This is a genomic window from Inhella sp. (assembly GCF_041912635.1).
Lineage (GTDB): Bacteria > Pseudomonadota > Gammaproteobacteria > Burkholderiales > Burkholderiaceae_C > Inhella.
Map to the genome: position 1 here is coordinate 126,328 of NZ_JAYRMO010000005.1, position 22,859 is coordinate 149,186.

22 protein-coding genes are annotated in these 22,859 nt (G+C 68.8%); 15 read left to right on the top strand and 7 right to left on the bottom strand.

Annotated elements, in window-relative coordinates; translation table 11 throughout:
* Positions 1-82: 82 nt before the first annotated feature.
* Positions 83-688, bottom strand: coding sequence for a pseudouridine synthase (locus ACE3QP_RS04440; RefSeq protein ID WP_374433874.1), 606 nt, complete (start codon positions 686-688; stop codon positions 83-85).
* Positions 678-1,145, bottom strand: coding sequence for a tyrosine-protein phosphatase (locus tag ACE3QP_RS04445; RefSeq protein WP_374433876.1), 468 nt, complete (start codon positions 1,143-1,145; stop codon positions 678-680). Before ACE3QP_RS04445 ends, ACE3QP_RS04440 begins: the two co-directional genes overlap by 11 nt.
* A 41-nt stretch (positions 1,146-1,186) precedes the next feature.
* Here ACE3QP_RS04445 and ACE3QP_RS04450 point away from each other — a divergent pair, with 41 nt between their 5' ends.
* The 9 genes from ACE3QP_RS04450 to gtfA all read left to right on the top strand — a co-directional run bounded on the left by ACE3QP_RS04450 (position 1,187) and on the right by gtfA (position 11,867).
* Positions 1,187-1,684: a YbaK/EbsC family protein gene (locus ACE3QP_RS04450; RefSeq protein ID WP_374433878.1), complete on the top strand. Its 498-nt coding sequence runs from the start codon at positions 1,187-1,189 to the stop codon at positions 1,682-1,684.
* 4 nt (positions 1,685-1,688) lie between these two features.
* Positions 1,689-1,883, top strand: a complete 195-nt coding sequence (locus ACE3QP_RS04455) for a DUF1289 domain-containing protein (RefSeq protein ID WP_374433880.1) — start codon at positions 1,689-1,691, stop codon at positions 1,881-1,883.
* Positions 1,883-2,521 carry a 2-hydroxychromene-2-carboxylate isomerase gene (locus ACE3QP_RS04460; RefSeq protein ID WP_374433882.1) on the top strand — a complete coding sequence of 213 codons (639 nt, stop codon included), beginning with the start codon at positions 1,883-1,885 and terminating at the stop codon, positions 2,519-2,521. The genes ACE3QP_RS04455 and ACE3QP_RS04460 overlap by 1 nt, the downstream gene beginning before the upstream one ends.
* 36 nt (positions 2,522-2,557) lie before the next feature.
* Positions 2,558-4,558, top strand: coding sequence for a prolyl oligopeptidase family serine peptidase (locus ACE3QP_RS04465; RefSeq protein WP_374433884.1), 2,001 nt, complete (start codon positions 2,558-2,560; stop codon positions 4,556-4,558).
* Between the two features lie 30 nt (positions 4,559-4,588).
* On the top strand, positions 4,589-5,626 hold the full coding sequence (locus ACE3QP_RS04470) for a LacI family DNA-binding transcriptional regulator (protein ID WP_374433886.1): 1,038 nt from the start codon (positions 4,589-4,591) through the stop codon (positions 5,624-5,626).
* Positions 5,627-5,849: 223 nt separating this feature from the next.
* A complete protein-coding gene (locus ACE3QP_RS04475; protein ID WP_374433889.1) occupies positions 5,850-8,186 on the top strand; it encodes a TonB-dependent receptor domain-containing protein in 2,337 nt (778 codons plus the stop codon).
* 2 nt (positions 8,187-8,188) lie between these two features.
* Entirely contained in the window at positions 8,189-9,106 is a 918-nt protein-coding gene (locus ACE3QP_RS04480) for a PfkB family carbohydrate kinase (RefSeq protein WP_374433892.1), read from the top strand.
* Positions 9,103-10,407 (top strand): MFS transporter, encoded by a 1,305-nt coding sequence (locus ACE3QP_RS04485; RefSeq protein ID WP_374433893.1) that lies wholly within the window; start codon positions 9,103-9,105, stop codon positions 10,405-10,407. Before ACE3QP_RS04480 ends, ACE3QP_RS04485 begins: the two co-directional genes overlap by 4 nt.
* Positions 10,404-11,867 (top strand): sucrose phosphorylase, encoded by a 1,464-nt coding sequence (gene gtfA / locus ACE3QP_RS04490; protein WP_374433895.1) that lies wholly within the window; start codon positions 10,404-10,406, stop codon positions 11,865-11,867. The genes ACE3QP_RS04485 and gtfA overlap by 4 nt, the downstream gene beginning before the upstream one ends.
* A 57-nt stretch (positions 11,868-11,924) precedes the next feature.
* On the opposite strand, the gene ACE3QP_RS04495 is transcribed toward gtfA, so the two are convergent.
* From ACE3QP_RS04495 to ACE3QP_RS04505, 3 genes are all read right to left on the bottom strand, one after another.
* Complete coding sequence (locus ACE3QP_RS04495; protein WP_374433897.1) at positions 11,925-13,643, bottom strand: cation acetate symporter; 1,719 nt, start codon at positions 13,641-13,643, stop codon at positions 11,925-11,927.
* On the bottom strand, positions 13,640-13,948 hold the full coding sequence (locus tag ACE3QP_RS04500; protein WP_198109039.1) for a DUF485 domain-containing protein: 309 nt from the start codon (positions 13,946-13,948) through the stop codon (positions 13,640-13,642). Before ACE3QP_RS04500 ends, ACE3QP_RS04495 begins: the two co-directional genes overlap by 4 nt.
* Before the next feature lie 146 nt (positions 13,949-14,094).
* Positions 14,095-14,694, bottom strand: a complete 600-nt coding sequence (locus ACE3QP_RS04505; protein ID WP_374433899.1) for a YqhA family protein — start codon at positions 14,692-14,694, stop codon at positions 14,095-14,097.
* 133 nt (positions 14,695-14,827) lie between these two features.
* Between ACE3QP_RS04505 and acs the strand changes: the two genes are divergently transcribed.
* Positions 14,828-16,771 carry an acetate--CoA ligase gene (gene acs, locus ACE3QP_RS04510; protein WP_374433901.1) on the top strand — a complete coding sequence of 648 codons (1,944 nt, stop codon included), beginning with the start codon at positions 14,828-14,830 and terminating at the stop codon, positions 16,769-16,771.
* 65 nt (positions 16,772-16,836) lie between these two features.
* Here the strand turns inward: acs and ACE3QP_RS04515 are convergent, their stop codons facing one another.
* Positions 16,837-17,148: a c-type cytochrome gene (locus tag ACE3QP_RS04515; protein WP_374433903.1), complete on the bottom strand. Its 312-nt coding sequence runs from the start codon at positions 17,146-17,148 to the stop codon at positions 16,837-16,839.
* A 106-nt stretch (positions 17,149-17,254) separates the two neighbouring features.
* Between ACE3QP_RS04515 and ACE3QP_RS04520 the strand changes: the two genes are divergently transcribed.
* The gene (locus ACE3QP_RS04520; RefSeq protein WP_374433904.1) at positions 17,255-17,503 is read left to right on the top strand and encodes a TIGR04438 family Trp-rich protein; all 249 of its coding nucleotides are present in this window, start codon (positions 17,255-17,257) and stop codon (positions 17,501-17,503) included.
* 22 nt (positions 17,504-17,525) lie between these two features.
* On the opposite strand, the gene ilvD is transcribed toward ACE3QP_RS04520, so the two are convergent.
* Positions 17,526-19,208, bottom strand: a complete 1,683-nt coding sequence (gene ilvD, locus ACE3QP_RS04525; protein ID WP_374433905.1) for a dihydroxy-acid dehydratase — start codon at positions 19,206-19,208, stop codon at positions 17,526-17,528.
* 89 nt (positions 19,209-19,297) lie between these two features.
* Between ilvD and ACE3QP_RS04530 the strand changes: the two genes are divergently transcribed.
* The 4 genes from ACE3QP_RS04530 to dnaQ all read left to right on the top strand — a co-directional run bounded on the left by ACE3QP_RS04530 (position 19,298) and on the right by dnaQ (position 22,820).
* Positions 19,298-20,188, top strand: a complete 891-nt coding sequence (locus tag ACE3QP_RS04530; RefSeq protein WP_374433907.1) for a LysR family transcriptional regulator — start codon at positions 19,298-19,300, stop codon at positions 20,186-20,188.
* An 80-nt stretch (positions 20,189-20,268) separates the two neighbouring features.
* Positions 20,269-21,243, top strand: coding sequence for a tetratricopeptide repeat protein (locus ACE3QP_RS04535; RefSeq protein WP_374433909.1), 975 nt, complete (start codon positions 20,269-20,271; stop codon positions 21,241-21,243).
* Positions 21,244-21,294: 51 nt separating this feature from the next.
* Positions 21,295-22,095 carry a prolipoprotein diacylglyceryl transferase gene (lgt, locus tag ACE3QP_RS04540; RefSeq protein WP_374433912.1) on the top strand — a complete coding sequence of 267 codons (801 nt, stop codon included), beginning with the start codon at positions 21,295-21,297 and terminating at the stop codon, positions 22,093-22,095.
* The gene (gene dnaQ, locus ACE3QP_RS04545) at positions 22,092-22,820 is read left to right on the top strand and encodes a DNA polymerase III subunit epsilon (protein WP_374433913.1); all 729 of its coding nucleotides are present in this window, start codon (positions 22,092-22,094) and stop codon (positions 22,818-22,820) included. The genes lgt and dnaQ overlap by 4 nt, the downstream gene beginning before the upstream one ends.
* The last annotated feature ends 39 nt before the right edge of the window (positions 22,821-22,859 follow it).

Sequence of the window (22,859 nt, forward strand, 5' to 3'; positions counted from 1 at the left end):
AAAGCCCGGGATCGGCTGCGCCCCCGGATTCGTCCTCTGTGCCCAAGGTCATTGCGCGGGCGCTGGCGAGGTGCAGGGCGGCTCAGAAGGGTGCGGGGCAGTGCAGATCAAGCCCTTCGGCCGCCAGCCGCTCGGCATGCAGCAGCAGGCGCGGCGCCGGCCGTGCGGGGTCGTACAGCGCATCGCCCACGATGGGGTGGCCCAGCGCCAGCAGGTGCACGCGCAGCTGGTGGGCGCGGCCCGTCACCGGGCGCAGTTCGAGCCGACTGTGGCCGCTGGGGCAGGGGCCGGGGGCGCTGCGCCAGTCGGTCTGGCTGGGCTTGCCCTGCGCCAGGTCGATCTTTTGCATCGGGCGATTCGGCCAGTCGGCCAGCAGCGGCAGGTCGATGCGTTGCCACTCGGGGCTGGCGAGCTCGCCCCACACCTGGGCGATGTAGCGCTTTTCCACCTGGCGCGCGGCAAAGCGCATCGACCACTCGCGCTGCGCCGTCGCCCCGCGCGCGAACAGCAGCAGGCCGGAGGTGGCCATGTCCAGGCGGTGCACCACCAGGGCGTCGGGGAACTGCGCCTGCACGCGGCTCCAGGCGCAGTCCTGCTTGTCCGCGCCGCGGCCGGGCACGCTCAGCAGCCCGGCCGGTTTGTCGATGACGATCAGCTCGTCGTCGCGGTAGACCAGCTCAAAAGACATCCAGCAGGCCCGACTGCAGGGCCGATTGCGGGTTGGAGCCGGCGGCGCGCACCTGTTGCAGGGCGCTGGCGGCATCCAGCCCCAGCAGCTTGAGCACGCAGGCGGCGGTGGTGCCGGTGCGGCCGATGCCGGCGGCGCAGTGCAGCAGTACCGATTCGCCCTGGCGCAGCGCGTCGGCGATCTCGATCACCCCCAGGCGGAAGCGCTGCGCGTCAGCGTGCAGGCCGAAGTCCTGCATCTCCAGGTGCTGCCAATGCCAGGGCGTGCGATGGCCCAGGGCCACGGCATAGGCTGGGGCCAGGCGCTCCACCTCGTCCCAGGGCGTCAGGCAGACTATGCGGGTCAGGCCGGCGGCTTCGGCCAGGGCCTCGAACTGGGCCCAGGGTTCCAGGCGGCCGGGCATGGAGTGCAGCCAGAGGCGGCCGGGGATGCTGGCGGGCAGGGGCAGGGAGCGCATCGGCATGCAGGGGATTGTTCCGCAATGCTCCAATCCGGCGCATGAGCAGCGAACCTTCCCACCCCGCCGTCGAGCGCGTGCAGCAGGCCCTGGCCGCCGGTGGCGCCAGCGTGCGGCCGCAATGGCTTGCCGATGGCGCGCACACCGCCGCCCAGGCGGCCGAACAGCTGGGCGTGCCGCTGGGCGCGATTGCCAAGTCCGTCATCTTGCGCTGTGGCGACGCCGCGGTGCTCTGCATCACCGCGGGCGACCGCCGCGTGCAGGCCGAGCGCCTGCCGCCCGAGCTGGGCGCGCCGGGCCGCGCCGATGCCGACTTCGTGCGTCGCCACACCGGCTTTGCCATTGGCGGCGTGGCGCCGCTAGGCTTCGCCCCGGCAGAAGCCGCCAGCGCCCCTCGCGTGCTGATGGACCCCAGCCTGTGGCGCTTCGACACCGTCTGGGCCGCGGCCGGCCACCCGCGCACCGTCTTCGGCCTGCCCCCCGATCAACTGCAGCAACTGGCCGCAGCCACCGTGCACCCCTTCACCGATGAGTCCTGAGTCCTTGCCTTCCCCTTGCATCAACGTCTGCAAGATGGACGCCGCCGGCCGCTTCTGCCTGGGTTGCGCACGCCGCATCGATGAGATCGCCGGCTGGGGCCAGGCCAGCGAGGCGCGCAAGCGCGAGATCTGGCAGCAGTTGCCCGCGCGCCGCGCGGCGCTGGGGCTTGAACCGGTGCCGCTGCCCGAGGGCCTGTGATGCACGCGCTGCGCTTCTACTTCGACCCGATCTCGCCCTATGCCGCGCTGGCGTTCTGGAACCTGCCCGAGGCGCTGCAGGGCCGCAACCATGTGGTCGATTACGTGCCCGTGCTGTTTGGCGCCATGCTCAAGGCCAATGGCCAGAAGGGCCCGGCCGAGATCGAGAACAAGCGCGCCTGGACCTACCGCCAGGTGCTCTTGCTGGGCCGCGCGCAGAGCCTGAGCCTGCCGGCCCAGCACCCCTTCAACCCGCTGGCCCTGCTGCGCCTGGCCTGGGCCTGCTGCGATGAGGGTTCCACGCCCTCGCGCTGGGTGGTGGAGCAGCTGCTGAACCATGTCTGGCAAGGGCAGGGCGCGGACGCCAATGAGCCCGCCCGGCTGCAGGCCTTAGCCGAGACCCTGGCGCCGCAGCGCCGCGCCGATGAAGAAACCGCCAAGCGCCGCCTGCGCGAGGCCACCGACGCCGCCCTGGCCGCCGGCGTGTTCGGGGTGCCGACGATCGAGTGGCAGGGCAAGTTGTTCTGGGGCCAGGACGCGCTGCCCATGCTGGTGGCGGCGCTGGACGGCGACCCCTGGTTCCGGTCGGGCGCTTGGGAGGACGCCGGCAAACGACCGGTCGGCATTCAGCGCAGCTGACACACTGCGCGGCTTCACAGCCTCAGCAGCCCTGTCATGCCGCGCACCCTCAAGCCCTTTGATGTCGATGCCCTCTGGGCCCTGGCCCGCATCGGTGAGCCCAGCCTCAGCCCCGACGGCGCCCAGGCCGTGGCCAGCGTCACCCGCCACGACATGGAACAGAACCAGGCGCGCAGCAGCCTCTACCTGTTCTCCACCCTGGGCGGCGAGCCCCGCCGCCTGACGGAGGCCGGCGACAAGGACGGCCAGCCACGCTGGAGCCCCGATGGGCGCTGGATCGCCTTCACCGCCAAGCGCGAGCAGGGTGGGGTGAAGGACGAGGAGCCGCAGCTCTACCTGATCGCCCCCGATGGCGGCGAGGCGCAGCGGCTGGGCAGCGTGCCCACCGGCGTCGATGCCTTCCGCTGGGCGCCGGACAGCCGCAGCATCGTCTTCATCTCCTGGGTCTGGCCCGAGCTCAAGGGCATGGAGGCACAGGCCAAGGCGCTGAAGGACTTCAAGGCCCGCAAAGAGAGCGCCTATGTGACCGACGAGGCCCTGTACCGCCACTGGGACCACCACATCCCCATGGGCCGGCAACCGCAGCTGCATGCCATCGATGTGAAGACCGGCAAGGTGCGCAACCTGATGCAGGGCAGCGGGGTGTCGCTGGATTGGCGCGAGCCCGGCGTGAACAGTTTTGCCTTCGCGCCCGATGGCCGCCGCATCGCCTTTGCCTTCGACCCGGCGGCCGAGAAGCACCCCGACAACTGCTTCGCCCTGGCGGAGCTGGAGCTCAAGACCGGCGCCATCCGCACCCTGCTGCAGGAGGCCGATTGGAGCTTCGACGCGCCTGCCTACAGCCACAGCGGCCAGCATCTGGCCTTCGTGGCTGCCCAGCAAGGCAAGCGCCACACCGCACCGGCCCAGCTGGCGGTACTGGACACGCAGGGCCAGTGGGCGGTGCTGAGCGCCGCGTTCGACCGCGAGGTCGAAGCCCCGCTGCGCTGGCGTGCCGACGACCTGGCGATCCGCTTCGCCGCCGAGGACCAGGGCCGCCGCCATCTGTGCGAGTTCGACCTTCAGACCCGCGCCGAGCCGGCCCTGCTGTTCGAGGGCGGCCATCTGGCCGCCTTCGACGCGCAGGCCGATGCCGTGGTGGTGCTGCACGACGCCGTGCAGTTCCCGCCCCGACTCTCGGTGCTGGGGGCGGACGGCCCGGTGCGCATCGAGCAGCTCAATGACGCCCAGCTGGCCCAGCACGCCTTCGGCACGCACGAGGAGGTGTGGCTACAGGGCGGCCAGGGCGACGCCGTGCAGATGTGGCTGGTCTACCCACCGGGCTTTGATCGCAAGAAGAAGTGGCCGGCGATGCACGTCATCCACGGCGGCCCGCATACGGCCTTTGGCGACAGCTGGCACTGGCGCTGGAATCACCAGGTCTTCGCCAATCAGGGCCAGGTGGTGGCCTGTGTGAACTACCACGGGTCGTCGAGCTTCGGCTTCGCGTTCAAGGACAGCATCACCCACCGCTGGGGCGAGCTGGAGCTGCAGGACGTGGAGGCCGGCACCGACTGGCTGCTGCAGCAGCGTTGGGTGGACAAGAAGCGCATCACCGCCACCGGCGGCAGCTATGGCGGCTACATGGTGGCCTGGATGAACGGCCACACCGGGCAGGGCGTGCCAGCGGGCCGCTACCGCGCCTATGTGTGCCACGCCGGCTGCTACGACTGGCAGGCCATGTTCGCCACCGACGGCTACACCTGGTTCCCGCGCGAGCTGGGCGCCGCCTACTGGGACGACCCCGCCAAGGTGGCGGCCCAGAGCCCACACGCCTTTGCGCAGCACTGCCAGACGCCCACGCTCGTCATCCACGGCCAGCTGGACTACCGCGTGCCCGATGCCCAGGGCCTGGCCTACTACAACACCCTGAAGGCGCGCGGCGTGCCAGCCCGCCTGGTGTGGTTCCCGGATGAGAACCACTGGATCTTGAAGCCGCGCAACTCCAAGCTCTGGTACCAGGAGTTCTTTGCCTGGATCGCAGCGCATACCGCCTGAAGCCTTGCGCCGACCGAGGAGGGTTCTGCCGTGAGCGACACCAAGAAGCCGCGCATCCAGATGGCCGACCTGGCCCGCATGGCGGGGGTCAGCAAGGCCACGGTGAGCCGCGCGCTGGCCGACAGCCCGCTGATCAATGCGGAAACACGGCAGCGCATCCAGCAGCTGGCGCGCGAGCACCAGTACGCGGTGAACCTGGGCGCGCGCAACCTGCGCCTGCAGCGCAACCAGACCATCGCCGTGGTGGTGCCCTACGAGGGGCAGACGCACCAGCAGCTCAGCGATCCCTTCTTCCTGGGCATGATCGGCGCGCTGGCCGATGCGATTTCGCTGCGCGGCTGCGACATGCTGCTCACGCGCATGGACGCCGCCGAGCTCGGCCGCTGTGCCGAGCTGGTGCAGGGCGGCCGGGCCATGGGTGTGGTGCTGATCGGCCAATGGCACCAGCACGAACTGCTCAACCAGATGGCCGAGGCCGGGCTGCCGATGGTTGTCTGGGGTGCCGACATGGGCCCCGGCCAGCGCTACCCCAGCGTGGGCGGCGACAACATCGAAGGCGGCCGCTTGGCCGCCGAGCACCTGCTGGCGCAGGGCCGGGCGCGCATCGCCTTCTTGGGGGACCCGGAGTTGCCGGAGGTGGCGCAGCGCTGGCAGGGCCATGTGCAGGCGCTGGCGCGGGTGGGCCTGCAGCCCGACCCGCAGCTGCTGCTGCGCGTGCCCTTTGACAGCACGCGCGCCGCCCAGGCCCTGGCCGCGCTGCTGGACGCCGGCACGCGCTTCGACGCGGTGCAGGCCTGCTCCGACCTGTTGGCGCTGACCGCCATCCAGGTGCTGCGCGCGCGCGGCCTGCAGGTGCCGGCGGATGTCGCCGTCATCGGCTTCGACGACATGCCGGTGGCCGCCCTGGCCAACCCGCCGCTCAGCACCATTCACCAACCGGTGCCGCAGGCCGGCGCGGCGCTGGTGGAAAGCCTGATGGCTCTGCTGGATGGCCAGGAGCCGCCGCACCGCACGCTGCCGGTGCACTTGGTGGAACGCCGCTCCAGCCGCGTGACGGCCCCCGCCTGAGGGTTGCTTGCTGGCCCGCCGCAGACCCGGTGTTAGCCCTAATGCAATCGATTGCATTCGCGTCACAATGCGGCCCCGAAGCAGACATCAACGACCTGCCGGCCGAGCACTCCCCGCGGAGCGCCGGACCGGCCGGCGCCCCGACACAGCCCGCCCCATTCCGGCAGCCACCCGGCCTGACGACCCGGTTGCGATGCCCCGCTCGCCCCGCGAGGAGACCCGCATGTCCCGTGCCCTCAAGCCCTGCAGCCTGGCCGCCAGCCTGCTTTGCCTCGGCCTGTCCGTCCAGGCGCAAACCCAGACCGCCACCCCGGCCGTCAACGAACCCGAAGCCCAGGCTGCGGCCGATGCCGGCCTGCAGCTCGAAAAGGTCGTCGTCACCGGCACCACCACCGGCCGCAGCAAGATGCTGCAGTCGGTCTCGGTGTCCACGCTCAGCGCCGACAAGATCGCCAAGAGCGGCGCCGCCAGCAGCGCCGAGCTGCTGCGCACCGTGCCGGGCCTGCGCGCCGAGAGCAGCGGCGGCGAGGGCAATGCCAATATGACCGTGCGCGGCGCCCCCATCAGCGCGGGTGGCTCGCGCTACCTGCAGCTGCAGGAAGACGGCCTGCCGCTGCTGCTGATCGGCGACATCAGCTTCGCTACCGCCGATCAGTTCCTGCGCGCAGATGCGATGGTCGATTCGGTGCAGGTGGTGCGCGGCGGCTCGGCCAGCACTACCGCCACCAACGCCCCGTCGGGCATCGTCAACTTCCTCAGCAAGACCGGCGCACAGCCGGGCGGCAGCCTGGCCGTCAGCGCCGGGCTGGACCACCGCCAGGCGCGCGTGGAATTCGACGCCGGCGGCAAGCTGTCGGACAGCATGAGCTACCAGCTGGCCGGCTACTACCGGCTGGGGGAGGGCGTGCGCCCCAGCGATGTCGACCTGGAGGACGGCGGCCAGCTGCGCCTGAACCTGACGCAGCGCTTTGCCGGCGGCTTCCTGCGGCTGCACCTGAAGAACCTGGACGACCGCACGCCCACCTACCTGCCGGTGCCGGTGCAGCTGAACGGCAACCGCATCGAGCGCCTGGCCGGCATCGACCCCCGCACCGCCTTCTTCTTCAACAGCCGGCTGCCGCAGGACGTCACGGCCGACCGCAACGGCAACCGCGTGGTCAGCAACCCGGCCGACGGCCTGCAGGTGAAGAACCGCTCGGTCGGCCTGGAGCTGGACGCCGACGTCGGCAATGGCTTCCGCCTGAACAGCAAGCTGCGCCGCAGCGAGATCAGCGGCCGCTTCATTGGCGCCTTCCCGGCCGGGAGCGCCCCCACCGCCGCCGCCAATGGCGCGAACCGCTACACCGGCAGCGCGCCCGTGTTCAGCATGCATGTATTCAACAGCGCGCTCGACGACATGGGCAATGTCTTCAGCGACACCCGCCTGGCCCGTGTGTTCGACCTCGGCGCGGGCCTCCAGCTCACCGGCACCGCCGGCCTGTTCTGGGGCCGCCAGACGGTGGCGCAGACCTGGTTCTGGAATCGCTACAACGTCGAGCTCAAGGGCGAGGGCGCACGCATCCTGGACAACGCCGGCAACCCCACCACGCTGCCGGTCGGCCTGGGCACCACCACCTGGGGCGGCTGCTGCGTGCGGGCGATGGATGTGGACGTGACGGCCGCCGCGCCCTATGCCGCGGCCACGCTGGACATCGGCCCCTGGTCCATCGACGCCAGCCTGCGCCGCGACCGCCTGCGCGGCAGCGGCTGGACGCAGGAAGACAACACGCCGGCCGCCGATGGCAGCTTCACCGGCTGGAACCCGGCCAGCCGCGCCAATGTGGCCTGGAGCAGCAGCCACAGCAGCTACTCGCTGGGGGCGAACTACGCGGTGTCGCGCGATCTGGCGGTGTTTGGCCGCGCCAGCAAGGGCGTCAGCCTCTCCAGCCCCGACCGTCAGTTCGGCAGCGCCGCGATGACCGGCGGCCAGCCCTATCCCGTCAACGAGCTTCAGCAGCTGGAGGCGGGCCTGAAACTGCGCAGCGGCAACTTCAATGGCTTCTTCACGCTGTTCGACGCGAAGACCCGGGAGAACGGCGGCTTCGAGGTGACGACGCGCAGCTACCTGAACGACAACTACCGCGCCCGTGGCCTGGAGGCAGAGCTGAGTTATGCGCTTGGCCCCGTCACCCTGAACGGCGGCGCGACCTGGACGCGCGCCCGTATCGAGGGCGGTGCCAATGACGGCAAGACCCCGCGCCGCCAGGCCGATCTGAGCTACCAGCTCGGCCTGAACGCGCAGCTGGGCGACTTCGACCTCGGCGCCACCCTGGTGGGCACCACCAAGAGCTATGCGCAGAACGACAACCGGGTGCTGCTGCCCGGCTACTTCGTGGTCAACCCCTATCTGAACTGGCAGCTCAGTGAGCGCCTGTCGCTCTCCTTCAGCATCAACAACTTGTTCGACAAGCTGGCCTACACCGAGGCCGAGGGCCAGGGCAATCTGGTGGACAACCCGCTCTATGTGGCGCGGGCGCTGAACGGCCGCAGCAGCAAGGCCGTGCTGCGCTACAGCTTCTGAGCATGAAGCCCGCCGCCCCCTGCCTGCTGCTGCTGGGCGAAGCCCTGGTCGACCGCCTGCCCACCGGGCCCATCGCCGCCGGGGCGCCGCTGAACGCGGGGCGCCACCTGCGCCGCTTCGGCTGCGCGCCGCTGCTGGTCAGCCGCATCGGGCGGGACGATGAAGCCGGTTGCCAGGTCGAGGCCGCGATGCGCGCGGCCGAGCTCTCGCTGGTGGGCCTGCAGCGCGACCCGCAGCACGCCACCGGCGTGGTGGAGGTGCAGATGCTGCCGGGCGGCGGGCACCGCTTCGAGATCGCCGCCGACGCCGCCTGGGATCACCTGGACGCCGCCGCGGCCCTGGCGCCGCTGGCGGCCGTGCAAGCCCAGCTGCTGTACTTCGGCACGCTGGCCCAACGCAGCCCGGCCAGCCGGCAGGCCATTCGCGCGGTGCTCGAAGCCTGCCCGGCGCCGCGCTTTCTGGACCTGAACCTGCGCGAGGGTGTCGGCGCCGAGCTGGCGCTCGAATCGCTGCGCCTGGCGCATTGGCTCAAGGTCAACGACGAGGAGCTGGCCCAGCTGCTGTCCTGGACCGGTCTGGCCGATGTGGCGACGCTGGTCCAGCACTTCAGCCTGAAGCGGCTCATCGTCACGCGCGGCGCGGCGGGTTACGCGAGCTTCGATGCCAGCGGCCGCCTGGAGGCTGAAGGCGCGGGTGAGCGCATCGGCCAGCTGGTCGACACCGTCGGCGCGGGTGACGCCTTCAGCGCCTGCCTGCTCGCCGCCCATCTGCAGGGCAAGGCCTGGGCGCCCGCCCTGGCCTTGGCCAACCGTTTTGCGGCCGCGCTTTGCGGCCAGGCCGGTGCGTCCCCGTCAGACCCGGCCTCTTTCTATCCCCCGTGGCAGGCCGCCTTGCAGGCGCTGCCGGAGCCTGCGCCATGAATGCCAAGCCGCTGCTGTCGCCCTGGCAGATCGTCAACATGAATGTCGGCTTTCTCGGCATCCAGTTCAGCTTCGGTCTGCAGCAGGCCAATATGAGCCCGATCTACCAGATGCTCGGCGCCGGCGGCAAGGAGCTGCCCCTGCTGTGGCTGGCCGGGCCGGTGACCGGCCTGATCGTGCAGCCGCTGATTGGCGCGCTGAGCGACCGCTGCACCCACCCGCGCGGGCGGCGCACGCCCTTTTTCCTGTGGGGCGCACTGCTGTGCTCGCTGGGCCTGCTGGCCATGCCCTTCAGCCCGGCGCTGTGGTTTGCGGCCTCGCTGCTGTGGATCCTGGACGCGGCCAACAACATCACCATGGAGCCCTACCGGGCCTATGTGAGCGACCGCCTGCGGCCCGAGCAGCACCCGCCGGGCTTCCTGACGCAGGCGGCCTTCACCGGCCTGGCCCAGACCCTGGCCTACCTGATGCCCAGCATCCTGGTGCTGCTGGGCATGAACAAGGACCAGCTCGGCAGCAATGGCATCCCGGTGGTCACCACCACCGCCTTCCTGATCGGCGCGCTGCTCTCCTTCAGCACCGTGTACTACTCCATCCAGCGCGTGCCCGAGTTGCCGCTGAGCGCGGCCGAGCGCGCCGAGATCGCCGCCCGCCCGCGCGGCTGGGGGGCGACGCTCAGCGAGATCGGCAGCGCGCTGCGCGAGATGCCGCCCACCATGCGCCGGCTCTGGTGGATGGCGCTGTGCCAGTGGTACGGAATGATGTGCTACTGGATCTACATCGTGCCCACGCTGGCGCGCACGCTGTTCGGTACGGACGACGCCCACAGCGGCGGCTTTCGCGACGCCGTGCTCGCCAACGGTCAGCTGGGCGGCTTCTACAACGCCGTCGCCTTCGTCGCCGCCTTCGCGATGGTGCCGTTCACGCGCCGCTTCGGGGCCAAGTGGGTGCACGCCTTTGCGCTGGCCTGCGCGGCCGTCTCGATGTGGGCCATCCCGGCCCTGCATAGCAAGGCTTGGCTGCTGCTGCCCATGCTGGGCATCGGCCTGGCCTGGGCTTCCATCATGGGCAATCCCTACGTGCTGCTGGCTGGCTGCATCCCGCCCGCGCGCGCCGGGGTCTACATGGGCATCTTCAACATGTTCATCGTGATCCCGATGCTGATCCAGATGCTGACCCTGCCGCTGCTGTACGACAGCCTGCTGGGCGGCCGCCCCGAAAACGTCATCCGCCTGGCCGGCGTGCTGCTGGCCTGCGCCGCGCTGGCCGTCTGCTTCGTGAAAAGCGAGAAGTCGTCGTGAAGAACCAAGTCCAACTGATCACCTATGTCGACCGCCTGGGCGGCGGCGACCTCAAGGCCCTGCACGCACTGCTGCGCGACGGGCCGCTCGCCGGCCTGTTCGGCGGCGTGCATCTGCTGCCCTTCTTCCACCCGATCGACGGCGCCGACGCCGGCTTCGACCCGATCGACCACCTCAGCGTCGATGCGCGCCTGGGCGACTGGAGCGACATCCAGGCGCTGACGCAGACCGTCGACGTGATGGGCGACGTCATCGTCAACCATATGAGCAGCCAGAGCCCGCAGTTCCTGGACTACCAGGCGCGCGGCGCCGCCTCGCCCTACGCCGGCCTGTTCCTGCGCATGGACACCGTGTTCCCCAAGGGTGCCACCGAGGCCGATCTGCTGGCCATCTACCGCCCGCGCCCCGGCCTGCCGTTCACGCCCTACGCCACCGCCACGGGCCGCGAGCTGCTGTGGACCACCTTCACACCGCAGCAACTGGACATCGACGTCACGCACCCGCAGGGCAAGCTGTATCTCAGCAGCATCCTGCGCCGCTTTGCCGAGGCCGGCATCCGCATGGTGCGGCTGGACGCCGTGGGCTATGCGCTCAAGAAGGCTGGCAGCAGCTGCTTCATGGAGCCGTATACCTTCGACTTCATCGCCGCCTTCGCCACCGAGGCCCGGCAGCTCGGCATCGAGGTGCTGGTCGAGATCCACAGCTACTACCGCCGGCAGATCGAGATCGCGCGCCAGGTCGATTGGGTCTACGACTTCGCGCTGCCTCCGCTGGTGCTGCATGCCCTGACCGCGGCCGACGCCGAGCCACTGAAGCGCTGGATCGCCCAGCGCCCGGCCAACAGCCTGACCGTGCTCGACACGCACGACGGCATCGGCATCATCGACATCGGCGCCGATGCCGCCGACCGCAGCGGCTCGCCCGGTCTGGTCAGTCCGGCGCAGCTGGATGCCCTGGTGGAGCGCATCCACGCCAACAGCCAGGGCCAGAGCCGCCAGGCCACCGGCGCGGCGGCCAGCAATCTGGACCTCTACCAGGTCAATTGCAGCTTCTACGACGCCTTGGCCCGTGACGACGAGGCCTACCTCGCGGCACGTGCCATCCAGTTCTTCCTGCCCGGCGTCCCGCAGGTGTATTACGTCGGCCTGCTGGCCGGCACGAACGACATGGAGCTGCTGGCGCGCAGCCGGGTCGGCCGCGACATCAACCGCCATCACTACACGCCGGCCGAGATCGAGGCCGCGCTGCAGCGCCCGGTGGTGCAGCGCCTGTGCGCATTGATCCGCCTGCGCAACCAGCACCCGGCCTTTGGTGGCCGTTTCGAGCTGCTGGAGTCGAGTGCCGAGGAGTTACAGCTTCGCTGGGTGAGCGAGGCGGGTGGGGCGCTGACCCTGCGGGTGAACCTGGCGCAGCCGGCGTTCGAGATCCACGACGAGCACCAGGGGCTGCTGCCGATCTGATGCCGAAAAGCAAGAAGGCCGGTCCAGGACCGGCCTTCCGCATTCAGGGGCAGAGGATCAGTGACCGGAAGCGCCGGAGGCACCCAGGCCAGTCTCCGAGCGCACCTGCTGGGCGTCGAAGGCGGCGCGTTCCTTGGTGGCTTGGGCCGAACGGTCCAGCAGCGAAACCAGCCAGATCACCAGGAAGGCGGCCGTCATCGAGAACAGCGCCGGCGAGGTGTAGGGGAACAGCGCCGAACCCTTGGGGTTGCCGAGCGTGGCTTCCCACACCGAGGGCGAGACCACGGTCAGCGCCACCGAGCTGATCAGGCCGACGAAGCCGCCCGTCACCGCACCCTTGGTGGTGCAGTCCTTCCACAGCACGCTCATGAAGAGCACCGGGAAGTTGGCGCTGGCGGCGATGGCGAAGGCCAGGCTCACCATGAAGGCGATGTTCTGCTTCTCGAAGGCGATGCCCAGCACCACGGCCACCAGGCCCAGTGCCAGGGTGGTGATGCGCGAGACCTTGAGTTCGGCGGCGGAGTCTGCCTTGCCCTTCTTCAGCACGGTGGCGTAGAGGTCGTGGCTGACGGCCGAGGCGCCCGAGAGCGTCAGGCCGGCCACCACCGCCAGGATGGTGGCAAAGGCCACCGCCGAGATGAAGCCGTAGAACACATTGCCGCCCACCGTCTTGGCCACCAGCACCGCCGCCATATTGGCCGTGCCCGCACCGCCCTTGATGACGCCCTTGGCCGTGTCGGCCATTTCCGGGTTGGTCAGCACCAGGGTGATGGCACCGAAGCCGATGATGAAGATCAGGATGTAGAAGTAGCCGATCCAGGTGGTGGCCCACAGCACCGACTTGCGGGCTTCCTTGGCGTCCGGCACGGTGAAGAAGCGCATCAGGATGTGGGGCAGACCGGCGGTGCCGAACATCAGCGCCATGCCGAAGCTGATGGCCGAGATCGGATCCTTGATGAAGCCGCCCGGGCCCATGATGGACAGGCCGGCGCTGGCCGCCGCTTCGGCGTCCTTGCCGGCTTGCGCGGCGATGCCGGTCTTGACCTGCACGGCCTTGGCGAACAGGGCTTCGGGGCTGAAGCCGTACTGCGCCATCACCATGAAGGCCATGAAGGTCACGCCGCTGAGCAGCAGCACGGCCTTGATGATCTGCACCCAGGTGGTGGCCGTCATGCCGCCGAACAGCACGTAGACCATCATCAGCGCGCCCACCAGCACCACGGCGACCCAGTACTCCAGGCCGAACAGCAGCTTGATCAGCGCGCCTGCGCCGACCATCTGGGCGATCAGGTAGAAGGCCACGACGACGAGCGTGCCGCTGGCCGCGAAGGCGCGGATCGGCGTCTGCTTGAAGCGGTAGCCGGCCACGTCGGCAAAGGTGAACTTGCCGAGATTGCGCAGGCGTTCGGCCATCAGGAAAGTGATGACGGGCCAGCCGACCAGGAAGCCGATCGAGTAGATCAGGCCGTCGTAGCCGCTGGCCATCACGGCCGCCGAGATGCCCAGGAAGGACGCGGCCGACATGTAGTCACCCGCAATCGCCAGGCCGTTCTGGAAGCCGGTGATGCCGCCCCCGGCGGTGTAGAAGTCCGCCGCCGAACGGGTGCGCGCGGCGGCCCATTTGGTGATCCACAGCGTGCCCAGCACGAACAACGCGAACATCGAGATCGCGGTCCAGTTGGTGGCTTGCTTGGTCGTCTGGCCGAGGTCGGCGCCGGCCGCGAGGGCAGCGCCACCGATCAGGCTGCTGAGCAGCACAAGGAGCTTGGCGTTCATGACTTGGCGTCCTTCAGGATGGCTTGGGTCAGCGCGTCGAACTCGCGGTTCGCGCGGCGCACGTAGATGCCGGTGATGACCACGGTGAACACGATCACCGCCATGCCGATCGGCACGCCCAGCGACGTCACCCCGGTGCTCAGGGGCTGGGCCAGAAAGGCCTTGTTGAATGCGATCAGCGACACGTAGCCGTAGTACACGGCCAGCATCAGCACCGTCAGCAGGGCCCCCAGGGCATTGCGCTTGCGCTTGAGCTCCAGGTACTTGGGGTGGTTCTTGACCTTCTCGACAACCGAATCGCCCATGGCAGTCTCCTAATGGCGGTGGGAATGCCGCGGATTCTTTGGAGATGGGCTGACCGAGCTCTGACGCCTAGCTTGCGCGAATCTTTCAAGCGGCCCAAAAACAAGCGCCGCCCATAGGGGCGGCGCGGGCTTGGGGGGACTTTCCCTTAGTGGGCGTCCGACGCGCTGGAGGCGGGGTGCAGCAGCCGGTCGGTGTAGGCAATGGCCAGGGCCGAGAGCAGGAACACCGCGTGGATGATGGTCTGCCACATCACCACATGCGTCGAGTAGCTCTGCGCGTTGATGAAGGTCTTGAGCAGGTGGATGGACGAGATGCCGATGATGGCCGTGGCCAACTTGACCTTCAGCACCGAGGCGTTCACATGGCTCAGCCACTCGGGCTGGTCTGGGTGGCCTTCCAGGTTCATGCGCGACACAAAGGTTTCGTAGCCCCCGACGATCACCATGATGAGCAGGTTGCTGATCATCACCACGTCGATCAGACCCAGCACGACCAACATGATCAAGGTCTCATTCAGTGCCGGCGGCAGCGGCACCCCGTTCATGTCCTTGGCGATGTAGCCGGTGCTGGTGATCAGGATGTTGAGCGCTTCCTTGTTGCCGAAGGCGGCCTCGATCAGGTGGACCAGCTCGACCCAGAAGTGAAAGACGTAGACCGCCTGGGCCAGGATCAGGCCGAGGTAGAGCGGCAACTGCAGCCAGCGGCTGGCGAAGATCAGATTAGGCAGGGGACGCAGGTTGGACATGGCTTGCAGTGGGCGGAAAGGCGCGCGATTCTAGGGATCGACCCTAGTGCAGGCGCGAATCGAGGTAAGCACATCGTCAGCGAGGATGCGCACCATTCGTGTCAACCCTGTTTCGCTTCCATCGGAGAGACCCATGAGCACGCTGTTCCCGCCCCTCACCCAGGCCCGCATCCAAGGCATGGCCGCCTACCAGGCGTTGTGCGACGAGGCCGAGCGCGATTACGCCGGCTACTGGGCCCGCCTGGGCCGCGAATACATCAGCTGGAAGCAGCCCTTCACGAAGAGCCTGGACGACAGCCAGGCCCCGTTCTTCAAGTGGTTCGAGGACGGGTTGCTGAACGTTTCCTACAACTGCCTGGACCGGCATGTGGAAGCCGGCCGTGGCGACCGCACCGCCATCATCTTCGAGACCGATGACGGCCAGGTGCGCAACACCAGCTACAGCCAGTTGCTGGCCCTGACCTGTCGCCTGGCCAATGCGCTCAAGGCCAAGGGCGTGAAGAAAGGCGACCGCGTCGTCATCTACATGCCGATGTCGGTGGAGGGCGTGGCGGCCATGCAAGCCTGCGCGCGCATCGGCGCCACGCATTCGGTGGTGTTCGGCGGCTTCTCCGCGCAATCCCTCCGTGACCGTATCCAGGACGCCGGCGCCGTGGCCCTGATCACCGCCGATGAGCAGCTGCGCGGCGGCAAGGCCCTGCCGCTCAAAGCCATCGTCGACGAAGCCCTGGCCGATGGCGTGTGCCCGACGTTGAAGGACGTGATCGTCTACAAGCGCACCGGCGGCGCCATCAACTGGACGGCGCACCGCGACCACTGGCTGCACGAACTGACGGAGGCCCAGCCCGAGACCTGCGAACCCGAGTGGGTCGAGGCCGAGCACCCGCTGTTCCTGCTCTACACCTCGGGCTCCACCGGCAAGCCCAAGGGCGTGCAGCACAGCAGCGGCGGCTACCTGCTGCATGCGGCGCTGACCACCAGCTGGACCTTCGACCTGCAGGATTCCGATGTGTTCTGGTGCACGGCCGACATCGGCTGGGTCACCGGCCACAGCTACATCGCCTATGGCCCCTTGGCCCTGGGCGGTACCGAGCTGGTGTTCGAGGGCGTGCCCACCTACCCGGATGCCGGTCGCTTCTGGCAGATGATCCAGAAGCACAAGGTCAGCGTCTTCTACACGGCGCCCACCGCCATCCGCTCACTGATCAAGGCCGCCGAGGGCACGCCCAGCACGCACCCGAAGAATTACGACCTCAGCAGCCTGCGTATCCTGGGCAGCGTGGGCGAGCCCATCAACCCGGCGGCCTGGCTCTGGTACTACGAGAACGTGGGGGGCAGCCGCTGCCCCATCATGGACACCTGGTGGCAGACCGAGACCGGCGGCCACATGATCACCCCGTTGCCGGGCGTGACGCCGCAACTGCCGGGTTCCTGCACCTTGCCCTTCCCGGGCATCCAGGCGGCGATCGTGGACGAGACGGGGCACGATGTGCCGAACGGGCAGGGCGGCATCCTGGTCGTCAAGAAGCCTTGGCCCAGCATGATTCGCACCATCTGGGGCGACCCCGAGCGCTACAAGAAGAGCTACTTCCCCGAGGAGCTCAAGGGCTACTACTTGGCGGGCGACGGCGCCAGCCGCGCGGCCGACACGGGGTACTTCACCATCACGGGCCGCATCGACGACGTGCTGAACGTCAGCGGCCACCGCATGGGCACGATGGAGATCGAGTCGGCGCTGGTGTCGCACACCGAGCTGGTGGCCGAGGCCGCCGTGGTGGGCCGCCCTGACGACCTGACCGGCGAAGCCATCTGCGCCTTTGTGGTGCTCAAGCGCAGCCGCCCCACGGGCGACGAGGCCAAGGCCATCGCCAACGAACTGCGCAACTGGGTGGCCAAGGAGATCGGCCCGATCGCCAAGCCCAAGGAAATCCGCTTCGGCGACAACCTGCCCAAGACCCGCAGCGGCAAGATCATGCGCCGCCTGCTGCGCTCGCTGGCCAAGGGTGAGGCGGTCACGCAGGACACCAGCACTTTGGAAAATCCCGCCATCCTGGAGCAACTGGCCAAAGCCAACTGAGGCGCCAGCGCCAGAGCAAACGGGCCCCGCGGGGCCCGTTTTTCATGGACGCGTCGGCGTCCGCCTCACTTGGTCGTCAGGATCCAGGTGGCCAGCTTCTTGGCTTCGTCAGCGGTGACCTGATTCGGCGGCATCGGCACCTCACCCCAGGCGCCCTTGCCGCCCTTGATGATCTTCTCGGCCAGCATGTCGGCAGCCTTCTTGTCCTTGGCGTACTTGGCGGCCACGTCCTTGTAGGCGGGGCCCACCACCTTCTTGTCCACGGCGTGGCAGGCCATGCAGTTCTTCTTCTGCGCCAGTGCCAGATCGGCCATGGCGGCGTTGGCAGTCATCAGGCCGGCGGCGGCCAGCAGAACGGAACGCAAGATCGTCTTCATCGCGAGGTCCTTGTCAGGGGGAGGGAGGAGGGGAGTGGCCAGGATTGTGCGGGCAAGCGGGCCGTTCGAGACTACAGTGATTGCGGACTGAACAGCGAGGTTTGCCATGTGGCTGGTGATCGTGGGCGTGTTGTTGATTCTGCTCAAGTTTGCGGATGTGTCGCCGGTGGCGGGCTGGTCCTGGCTCTGGGTGCTCTCTCCGCTGGTGGGTGCCGCCGTATGGTGGGCTTGGGCCGACAGCTCCGGCTACACGCAGCGCAAGGCCATGCAGCGCATGGATGAGAAGAAGGAAGAGCGCCGCCAGCGCGCCCTGGAGGCCATCGGTCAGGCGGACCCCCGCAAGCGCAAGAAGTGAGCGGCGCAAGCCTGGCTGGCGCTTACTCGAACTTGTCCAACACCGCGCCGCTGCTGGCCGAGCTGGCGTTGAAGGCGAACTTGGCCAGTACCCCGCGCGTGTAGCGCGGCGCCGGGCGCACCCAGGTCGCCTTGCGGCGTGCAATCTCTTCGGCCGGCACGTTCAGCTGCAGCAGCAGTTGGTGGGCGTCGATGGTGATTGAGTCGCCTTCCTGCACCAGGGCGATGGTGCCGCCCTCGTAGGCCTCGGGCGCCACATGGCCGACCACCATGCCCCAGGTTCCACCGCTGAAGCGGCCGTCTGTGATGAGGCCGACCGATTCCCCCAGGCCCTGGCCGATTAGCGCGCCGGTGGGGGCCAGCATCTCCGGCATGCCGGGGCCGCCTTTGGGGCCGAGGTAGCGCAGCACCATCACGTCACCCGCCTGGATCTTGCCGGCCATGATGGCGGCCAGCGCCGATTGCTCGTCGTCGAACACCCGCGCCGGGCCGGTGATGACTGGGTTCTTCAGGCCGGTGATCTTGGCGACACAGCCCTCGGGCGAGAGATTGCCCTTCAGGATGGCCAGATGGCCCTCGGCGTAGATCGGCTGGCTGACCGGGCGGATGACGTCCTGGTCGGCGCGCAGGTCCGGCACCTCGGCCAGGTTCTCGGCCACCGTCTTGCCGGTGATGGTGATGCAGTCGCCATGCAGCAGGCCATGCTTCAGCAACTCCTTCATCACGGCCGGGATGCCGCCGGCGCGGTGCAGGTCGATGGCCAGGTACTTGCCGCTGGGCTTGAGATCGCAGAGAACGGGCGTGCGGCGGCGCACACGTTCAAAGTCGTCGATCGTCCATTCGACGCCCGCCGCGTGGGCAATTGCCAGGTAGTGCAGCACGGCATTGGTGGAGCCGCCCGTGGCCATGATGACGGCCACTGCGTTCTCAATGGCCTCCTTGGTGACGATGTCCTTGGGCTTCAGGTCCGCCTTGACGGCTTCGACCAGGATGGCCGCGGCCTGCTTGACGTTCTCCACCACCTCGTCCTCGACGTTGGCCATCGTGGAGGAGTAGGGCAGGCTGATGCCGAGCGCCTCAAAGGACGAGCTCATGGTGTTGGCGGTGTACATGCCGCCGCAGCTGCCGCTGCCGGGGATGGCGCGCTTCTCGATCTCGCAGAAGTCCTCCTCGCTCATCTTGCCGGCGCTGAACTGGCCGACGGCCTCGAATACCGAGACGATGTTCAGGTCCTGGCCTTTGTACTTGCCGGGCAGGATGGTGCCGCCGTAGACGTAGAGCGAGGGCACGTTGGCGCGCAGCATGCCCATCAGGCCGCCAGGCATGTTTTTGTCGCAACCACCGATCACCAGCACGCCGTCCATCCACTGGCCGCCCACGCAGGTTTCCACGCAGTCGGCAATCACCTCTCTCGAGACGAGCGAGTACTTCATGCCCTCGGTGCCCATGGCCATGCCGTCGCTGATGGTGGGCGTGCCGAAGACTTGCGGGTTGGCGCCGGCTTCTTTGAGTCCGATCACGGCGGCATCGGCGAGCTTCTGCAGGCCGGAGTTGCAGGGCGTGATGGTCGAGTGGCCATTGGCCACGCCGATCATGGGCTTGCCGAAGTCGCCCTCCTGGTAGCCCATGCCGTAGTACATGGAGCGGTTGGGCGCGCGGGCCACGCCTTCGGTGATGTTCTTGGAGCGGCGGTTGGCGGCGGTCATGGTGCGGTCCGGTGCAACAAATGGGAGGGCAGTATTCCAACCCGAATCCATTCGATCAAGACGGCTTACTGCGCGTCAATAATTCCAAAATGGAATCAATAGACCCGCAGACCGCGCGCCTCTTCCTGGTGCTGGCCGAGGAGCTGCACTTCGGCCGCGCAGCCGAGCGCCTGGGCTGGCGCCAGCCTCAGGTGTCCAAGACGCTGCAGGCGCTGGAGGCGCGCTGCGGCGTGGCCTTGCTGGAGCGCAGCAGCCGCCGCGTGCGCCTAACCGCCGCCGGCCAGGCCTTGCGCGAGCCCTTGGCCGAATGGCTGCGCCAGGCCGAGGCACTGCCACAGCTGGCGCGCGCGGCGGCCAGCGGGCTGCAGGGGCGGCTGCGTGTGGGCCTGGTCTCGCCAGCCGGTTTCGGCCCCTTGCCGCAGTGGCTGCGCAGCTTTCGCGATGCCCACCCCGGTGTGGAACTGGTGCTGCGCGAGGCCACGCTGGACCTGCAGCTGCAGGCCCTGCAGGCCGGCCAGATGGACGTCGGCCTGGTGCTGCAGCCCGCGGGCGCGCCGCCGCTGGGCCTGGCCCATCAGCGGGTGGCCAGCGAACCCTTCGTGCTGGCCCTGCCCAGCGCCATGTGCGAACGGCTGGGCGAGCGCCCGGTGCTGGCCGAGCTGCTCGCCCAGCCCCTGGTGCTGTTCCCGCGCGAGATCGCCCCGGCGCTGCACGACGCCGTGCTCGACTTCTACCGTTCCCAGGGCGTGCAGGTGCAGCCCGTGCAGCGGGCGGTGCAGATGGCCACGCTGATCCATCTCGTGTCGGCGGATTTCGGTCTGGCCTGGGTGCCGGCCTCGTTGCAGGCCCTGCAGCGCGACGGCGTGGTGTACCGCCCGGCACCGCGCGGTGCACCGGCCTGCGAGACCTGGCTGATCTGGCAAGAGCCGGCCGCGCCGGTGGTGCAGCGCTTCATCGACCATCTGCCGCTGCGGCGATGATGCGCGCCGTCCTGGGCTACCCCGGTCAACCTCGGCCCCCCAAGCCCCCGTTCTCGCCTGCCTCTGTCACTCCTCGCGCCATGCGGACCCTGCTCCTCACCCTTGTGCTGACCTGCTCCAGCCTGCCCGCTGCCGCGGCCCTGTTCCAGGATGCGGCGCTGCAGCGCCTGTTCGATCAGGGCAAGGATGACGAACTGCTGCGCGAATCGCGCAGCCGCAGCGGCGCCGACGCCTGGGTCGGGCAGGCCTTGGCCCAGGCCCTGCCCAACGACGCCGCGGCGCTGGCCCGCGCCGGTCAGGCCGCCGAGCGATGCGTGCAGCTGCACCCGCAGTCCGCCCCCTGTCAGGTGGCCCAGGGGGTGGTGCTGGGCGTGGAGGCCTTGCGCGGCGGTTGGCTGCGGGGCCTGGGGCTGCTCGGGCGCATCCGCGGCGCCTTCGAGAAGGCGGTGGCGCTGGACCCCGCGCTCTTCGAGGCACGCAGCCATTTGCAGCAGCTCTACCTGCTGGTGCCTGGCCTTGCGGGCGGCGGGCGCGATCGAGCCGAGGCCCTGGAGCGTGAGATCCGGGAACGCCACCCCGAGCAGGCGCGCCTGCTGCGCGCCCGTCTGGCCTCGCGGGACAAGCGCTGGGAAGAAGCCGAGCGCGAGCTGACGGCCATCCAGCTGGGTGACTCGCTGAGCTTCCAGAACGATGTGCTGCAAGCCTGGACCACGCTGTCCCGCCAGTGGATGAAGGCCAACGACCACGCCCGCGCCCGCGCCCGCTTCGAAGCCCTGGCCAGCCAGCTGCCCGGGCTGGCCCAGCCGGTCTACCTGCTGGGCCGTGTGGCGGCTGATGCCGGCGAGCACGAGGAGGCCATCAAGCACTACACCCGTGCGCGCACCCTGCTGGGCGCGGAAGCGCTGCCGCTGGACCATCGCATCGGGCTTGCGCTGGAGGAACTGGGCCGCAAGGAGGCCGCGCGCGAGCATCTGCTGCGCTTCCTGAACGACCGCCACGCCGCGCCCAACGCGCTGGAAGACGCCCGCAAGCACCTGCGCGCGCTGGAGAACTGAAAGGGCCGGCTGACTACACTGCCGCCCCGTTTTCCTCATTCCCTGCCGCCCATGTGGGTCCATCCGCAGTTTGATCCCGTGGCCCTGCGCCTGGGGCCCCTGGCCATCCACTGGTATGGCCTGAGCTACCTGCTCGCCTTTGCGCTGTTTTTCTATCTGGTGCGCCGCCGCATGGCCGCCGCGCCGCAGGCGGGCTGGCAGGCGCGCGACGTCGACGACCTGCTGTTCTTTGGCGTGCTGGGCGTGGTGCTGGGCGGACGCCTGGGCTATGTGCTGTTCTACAAGCCGGCTTATTACCTTGCGCACCCGCTCGAAGCCTTGATGGTCTGGCAGGGCGGCATGTCCTTCCACGGCGGGCTGCTCGGGGTCATCGTGGCCCTGGCCCTGTATGCGCGCTCGCGTCAGCGGCCATTCCTGCAGGTGACCGACCTGGTGGCGCCCTGCGTGCCCACCGGCATTGCCGCCGTGCGCCTGCTGGGCAACTTCGTCAACGGCGAGCTGTGGGGCCGGGTGGCTGCGGCGGACGTGCCCTGGGCGATGGTCTTTCCGCAGGCCCCCGACCGCCTGCCCCGCCACCCCTCGCAGATCTACCAGGCGCTCGGCGAGGGCCTGCTGCTCTTCGTCATCCTGTGGTTCTATGCGCGCAAGCCGCGGCCCCTGGGGGCACTCAGCGGCCTCTTCCTGATCGGCTACGGCTGCCTGCGCTTCGTGGCCGAGTACTTCCGCGAGCCCGATGACTTCCTGGGCCTGCGCTGGCTGCAGCTCAGCCAGGGCCAGTGGTTGTGTGTGCCCATGGTGCTGGGTGGGGTGGCGCTGATGCTGTGGAGCGCACGCAGGGGGAACAAGGCTTGAGGCAGATCTTCTTCGACACCGAAACCACCGGCCTGGAAGCCGAAGGCGGCGACCGCGTCGTCGAGATTGGCTGCGTGGAGATGGTCAACCGCCAGCTCACCGGCCGGCACCTGCATCTCTACCTGAACCCTCAGCGCGACATGCCCGAGGAGGCCTTCAAGGTCCACGGCCTGTCTGCCGCCTTCCTGGCCGACAAGCCCCTGTTTGCCGACAAGGCCGACGAGGTGATGGACTTCCTGGCCGGCGCTCAGCTGGTGATTCACAACGCCGCCTTCGACATCGGCTTCATGAACGCCGAGCTGCGCCGCTGTGGCCGCCCGCCCGTGATGGAGCGCGTGGCCAGCGTGCTCGACACCTGGCAGTTGGCCAAGGAGCTGTTTCCGGGCAAGGCCAATTCTCTCGACGCCCTGTGCCGCCGCCTCGAAGTGGACAACAGCGGCCGCACCTACCACGGCGCCTTGTTGGATGCCGAGCTGCTGGCGGAGGTGTACGTACGCCTCACGCGCGGCCAGCACAGCCTGCTGGGTGACGAGCAGCAATCGAGCAGCCAGGGCGAGGACGAGCAGTTGGAAGCGTTTGACTTCGCCAGCCTGAACCTGCCGGTGCTGAGCGCCACGGAGGCCGAGCGCCAGGCGCACGACAAGCTGCTGGTCGGCCTGGACAAGGAAAGTGGTGGCAAGACGATTTGGCGGAGCTTGCAGGAAGCCGCAAAAGCCGTGGCATAATGGCGAGCTTTCCCGGACACAGCGATTCAGCCGCTGAAA

Excerpts from the sequence above, each read along its gene's own strand:
- ACE3QP_RS04440 (WP_374433874.1), bottom strand. The coding sequence starts at position 688 with ATGTCTTTTGAGCTGGTCTACCGCGACGACGAGCTGATCGTCATCGAC.
- ACE3QP_RS04445 (WP_374433876.1), bottom strand. The coding sequence starts at position 1,145 with ATGCGCTCCCTGCCCCTGCCCGCCAGCATCCCCGGCCGCCTCTGGCTG.
- ACE3QP_RS04450 (WP_374433878.1), top strand. The coding sequence starts at position 1,187 with ATGAGCAGCGAACCTTCCCACCCCGCCGTCGAGCGCGTGCAGCAGGCC.
- ACE3QP_RS04460 (WP_374433882.1), top strand. The coding sequence starts at position 1,883 with ATGCACGCGCTGCGCTTCTACTTCGACCCGATCTCGCCCTATGCCGCG.
- ACE3QP_RS04465 (WP_374433884.1), top strand. The coding sequence starts at position 2,558 with ATGCCGCGCACCCTCAAGCCCTTTGATGTCGATGCCCTCTGGGCCCTG.
- ACE3QP_RS04475 (WP_374433889.1), top strand. The coding sequence starts at position 5,850 with ATGTCCCGTGCCCTCAAGCCCTGCAGCCTGGCCGCCAGCCTGCTTTGC.
- ACE3QP_RS04480 (WP_374433892.1), top strand. The coding sequence starts at position 8,189 with ATGAAGCCCGCCGCCCCCTGCCTGCTGCTGCTGGGCGAAGCCCTGGTC.
- ACE3QP_RS04485 (WP_374433893.1), top strand. The coding sequence starts at position 9,103 with ATGAATGCCAAGCCGCTGCTGTCGCCCTGGCAGATCGTCAACATGAAT.
- ACE3QP_RS04495 (WP_374433897.1), bottom strand. The coding sequence starts at position 13,643 with ATGAACGCCAAGCTCCTTGTGCTGCTCAGCAGCCTGATCGGTGGCGCT.
- ACE3QP_RS04500 (WP_198109039.1), bottom strand. The coding sequence starts at position 13,948 with ATGGGCGATTCGGTTGTCGAGAAGGTCAAGAACCACCCCAAGTACCTG.
- ACE3QP_RS04505 (WP_374433899.1), bottom strand. The coding sequence starts at position 14,694 with ATGTCCAACCTGCGTCCCCTGCCTAATCTGATCTTCGCCAGCCGCTGG.
- acs (WP_374433901.1), top strand. The coding sequence starts at position 14,828 with ATGAGCACGCTGTTCCCGCCCCTCACCCAGGCCCGCATCCAAGGCATG.
- ACE3QP_RS04515 (WP_374433903.1), bottom strand. The coding sequence starts at position 17,148 with ATGAAGACGATCTTGCGTTCCGTTCTGCTGGCCGCCGCCGGCCTGATG.
- ACE3QP_RS04520 (WP_374433904.1), top strand. The coding sequence starts at position 17,255 with ATGTGGCTGGTGATCGTGGGCGTGTTGTTGATTCTGCTCAAGTTTGCG.
- ilvD (WP_374433905.1), bottom strand. The coding sequence starts at position 19,208 with ATGACCGCCGCCAACCGCCGCTCCAAGAACATCACCGAAGGCGTGGCC.
- ACE3QP_RS04530 (WP_374433907.1), top strand. The coding sequence starts at position 19,298 with ATGGAATCAATAGACCCGCAGACCGCGCGCCTCTTCCTGGTGCTGGCC.
- ACE3QP_RS04535 (WP_374433909.1), top strand. The coding sequence starts at position 20,269 with ATGCGGACCCTGCTCCTCACCCTTGTGCTGACCTGCTCCAGCCTGCCC.
- lgt (WP_374433912.1), top strand. The coding sequence starts at position 21,295 with ATGTGGGTCCATCCGCAGTTTGATCCCGTGGCCCTGCGCCTGGGGCCC.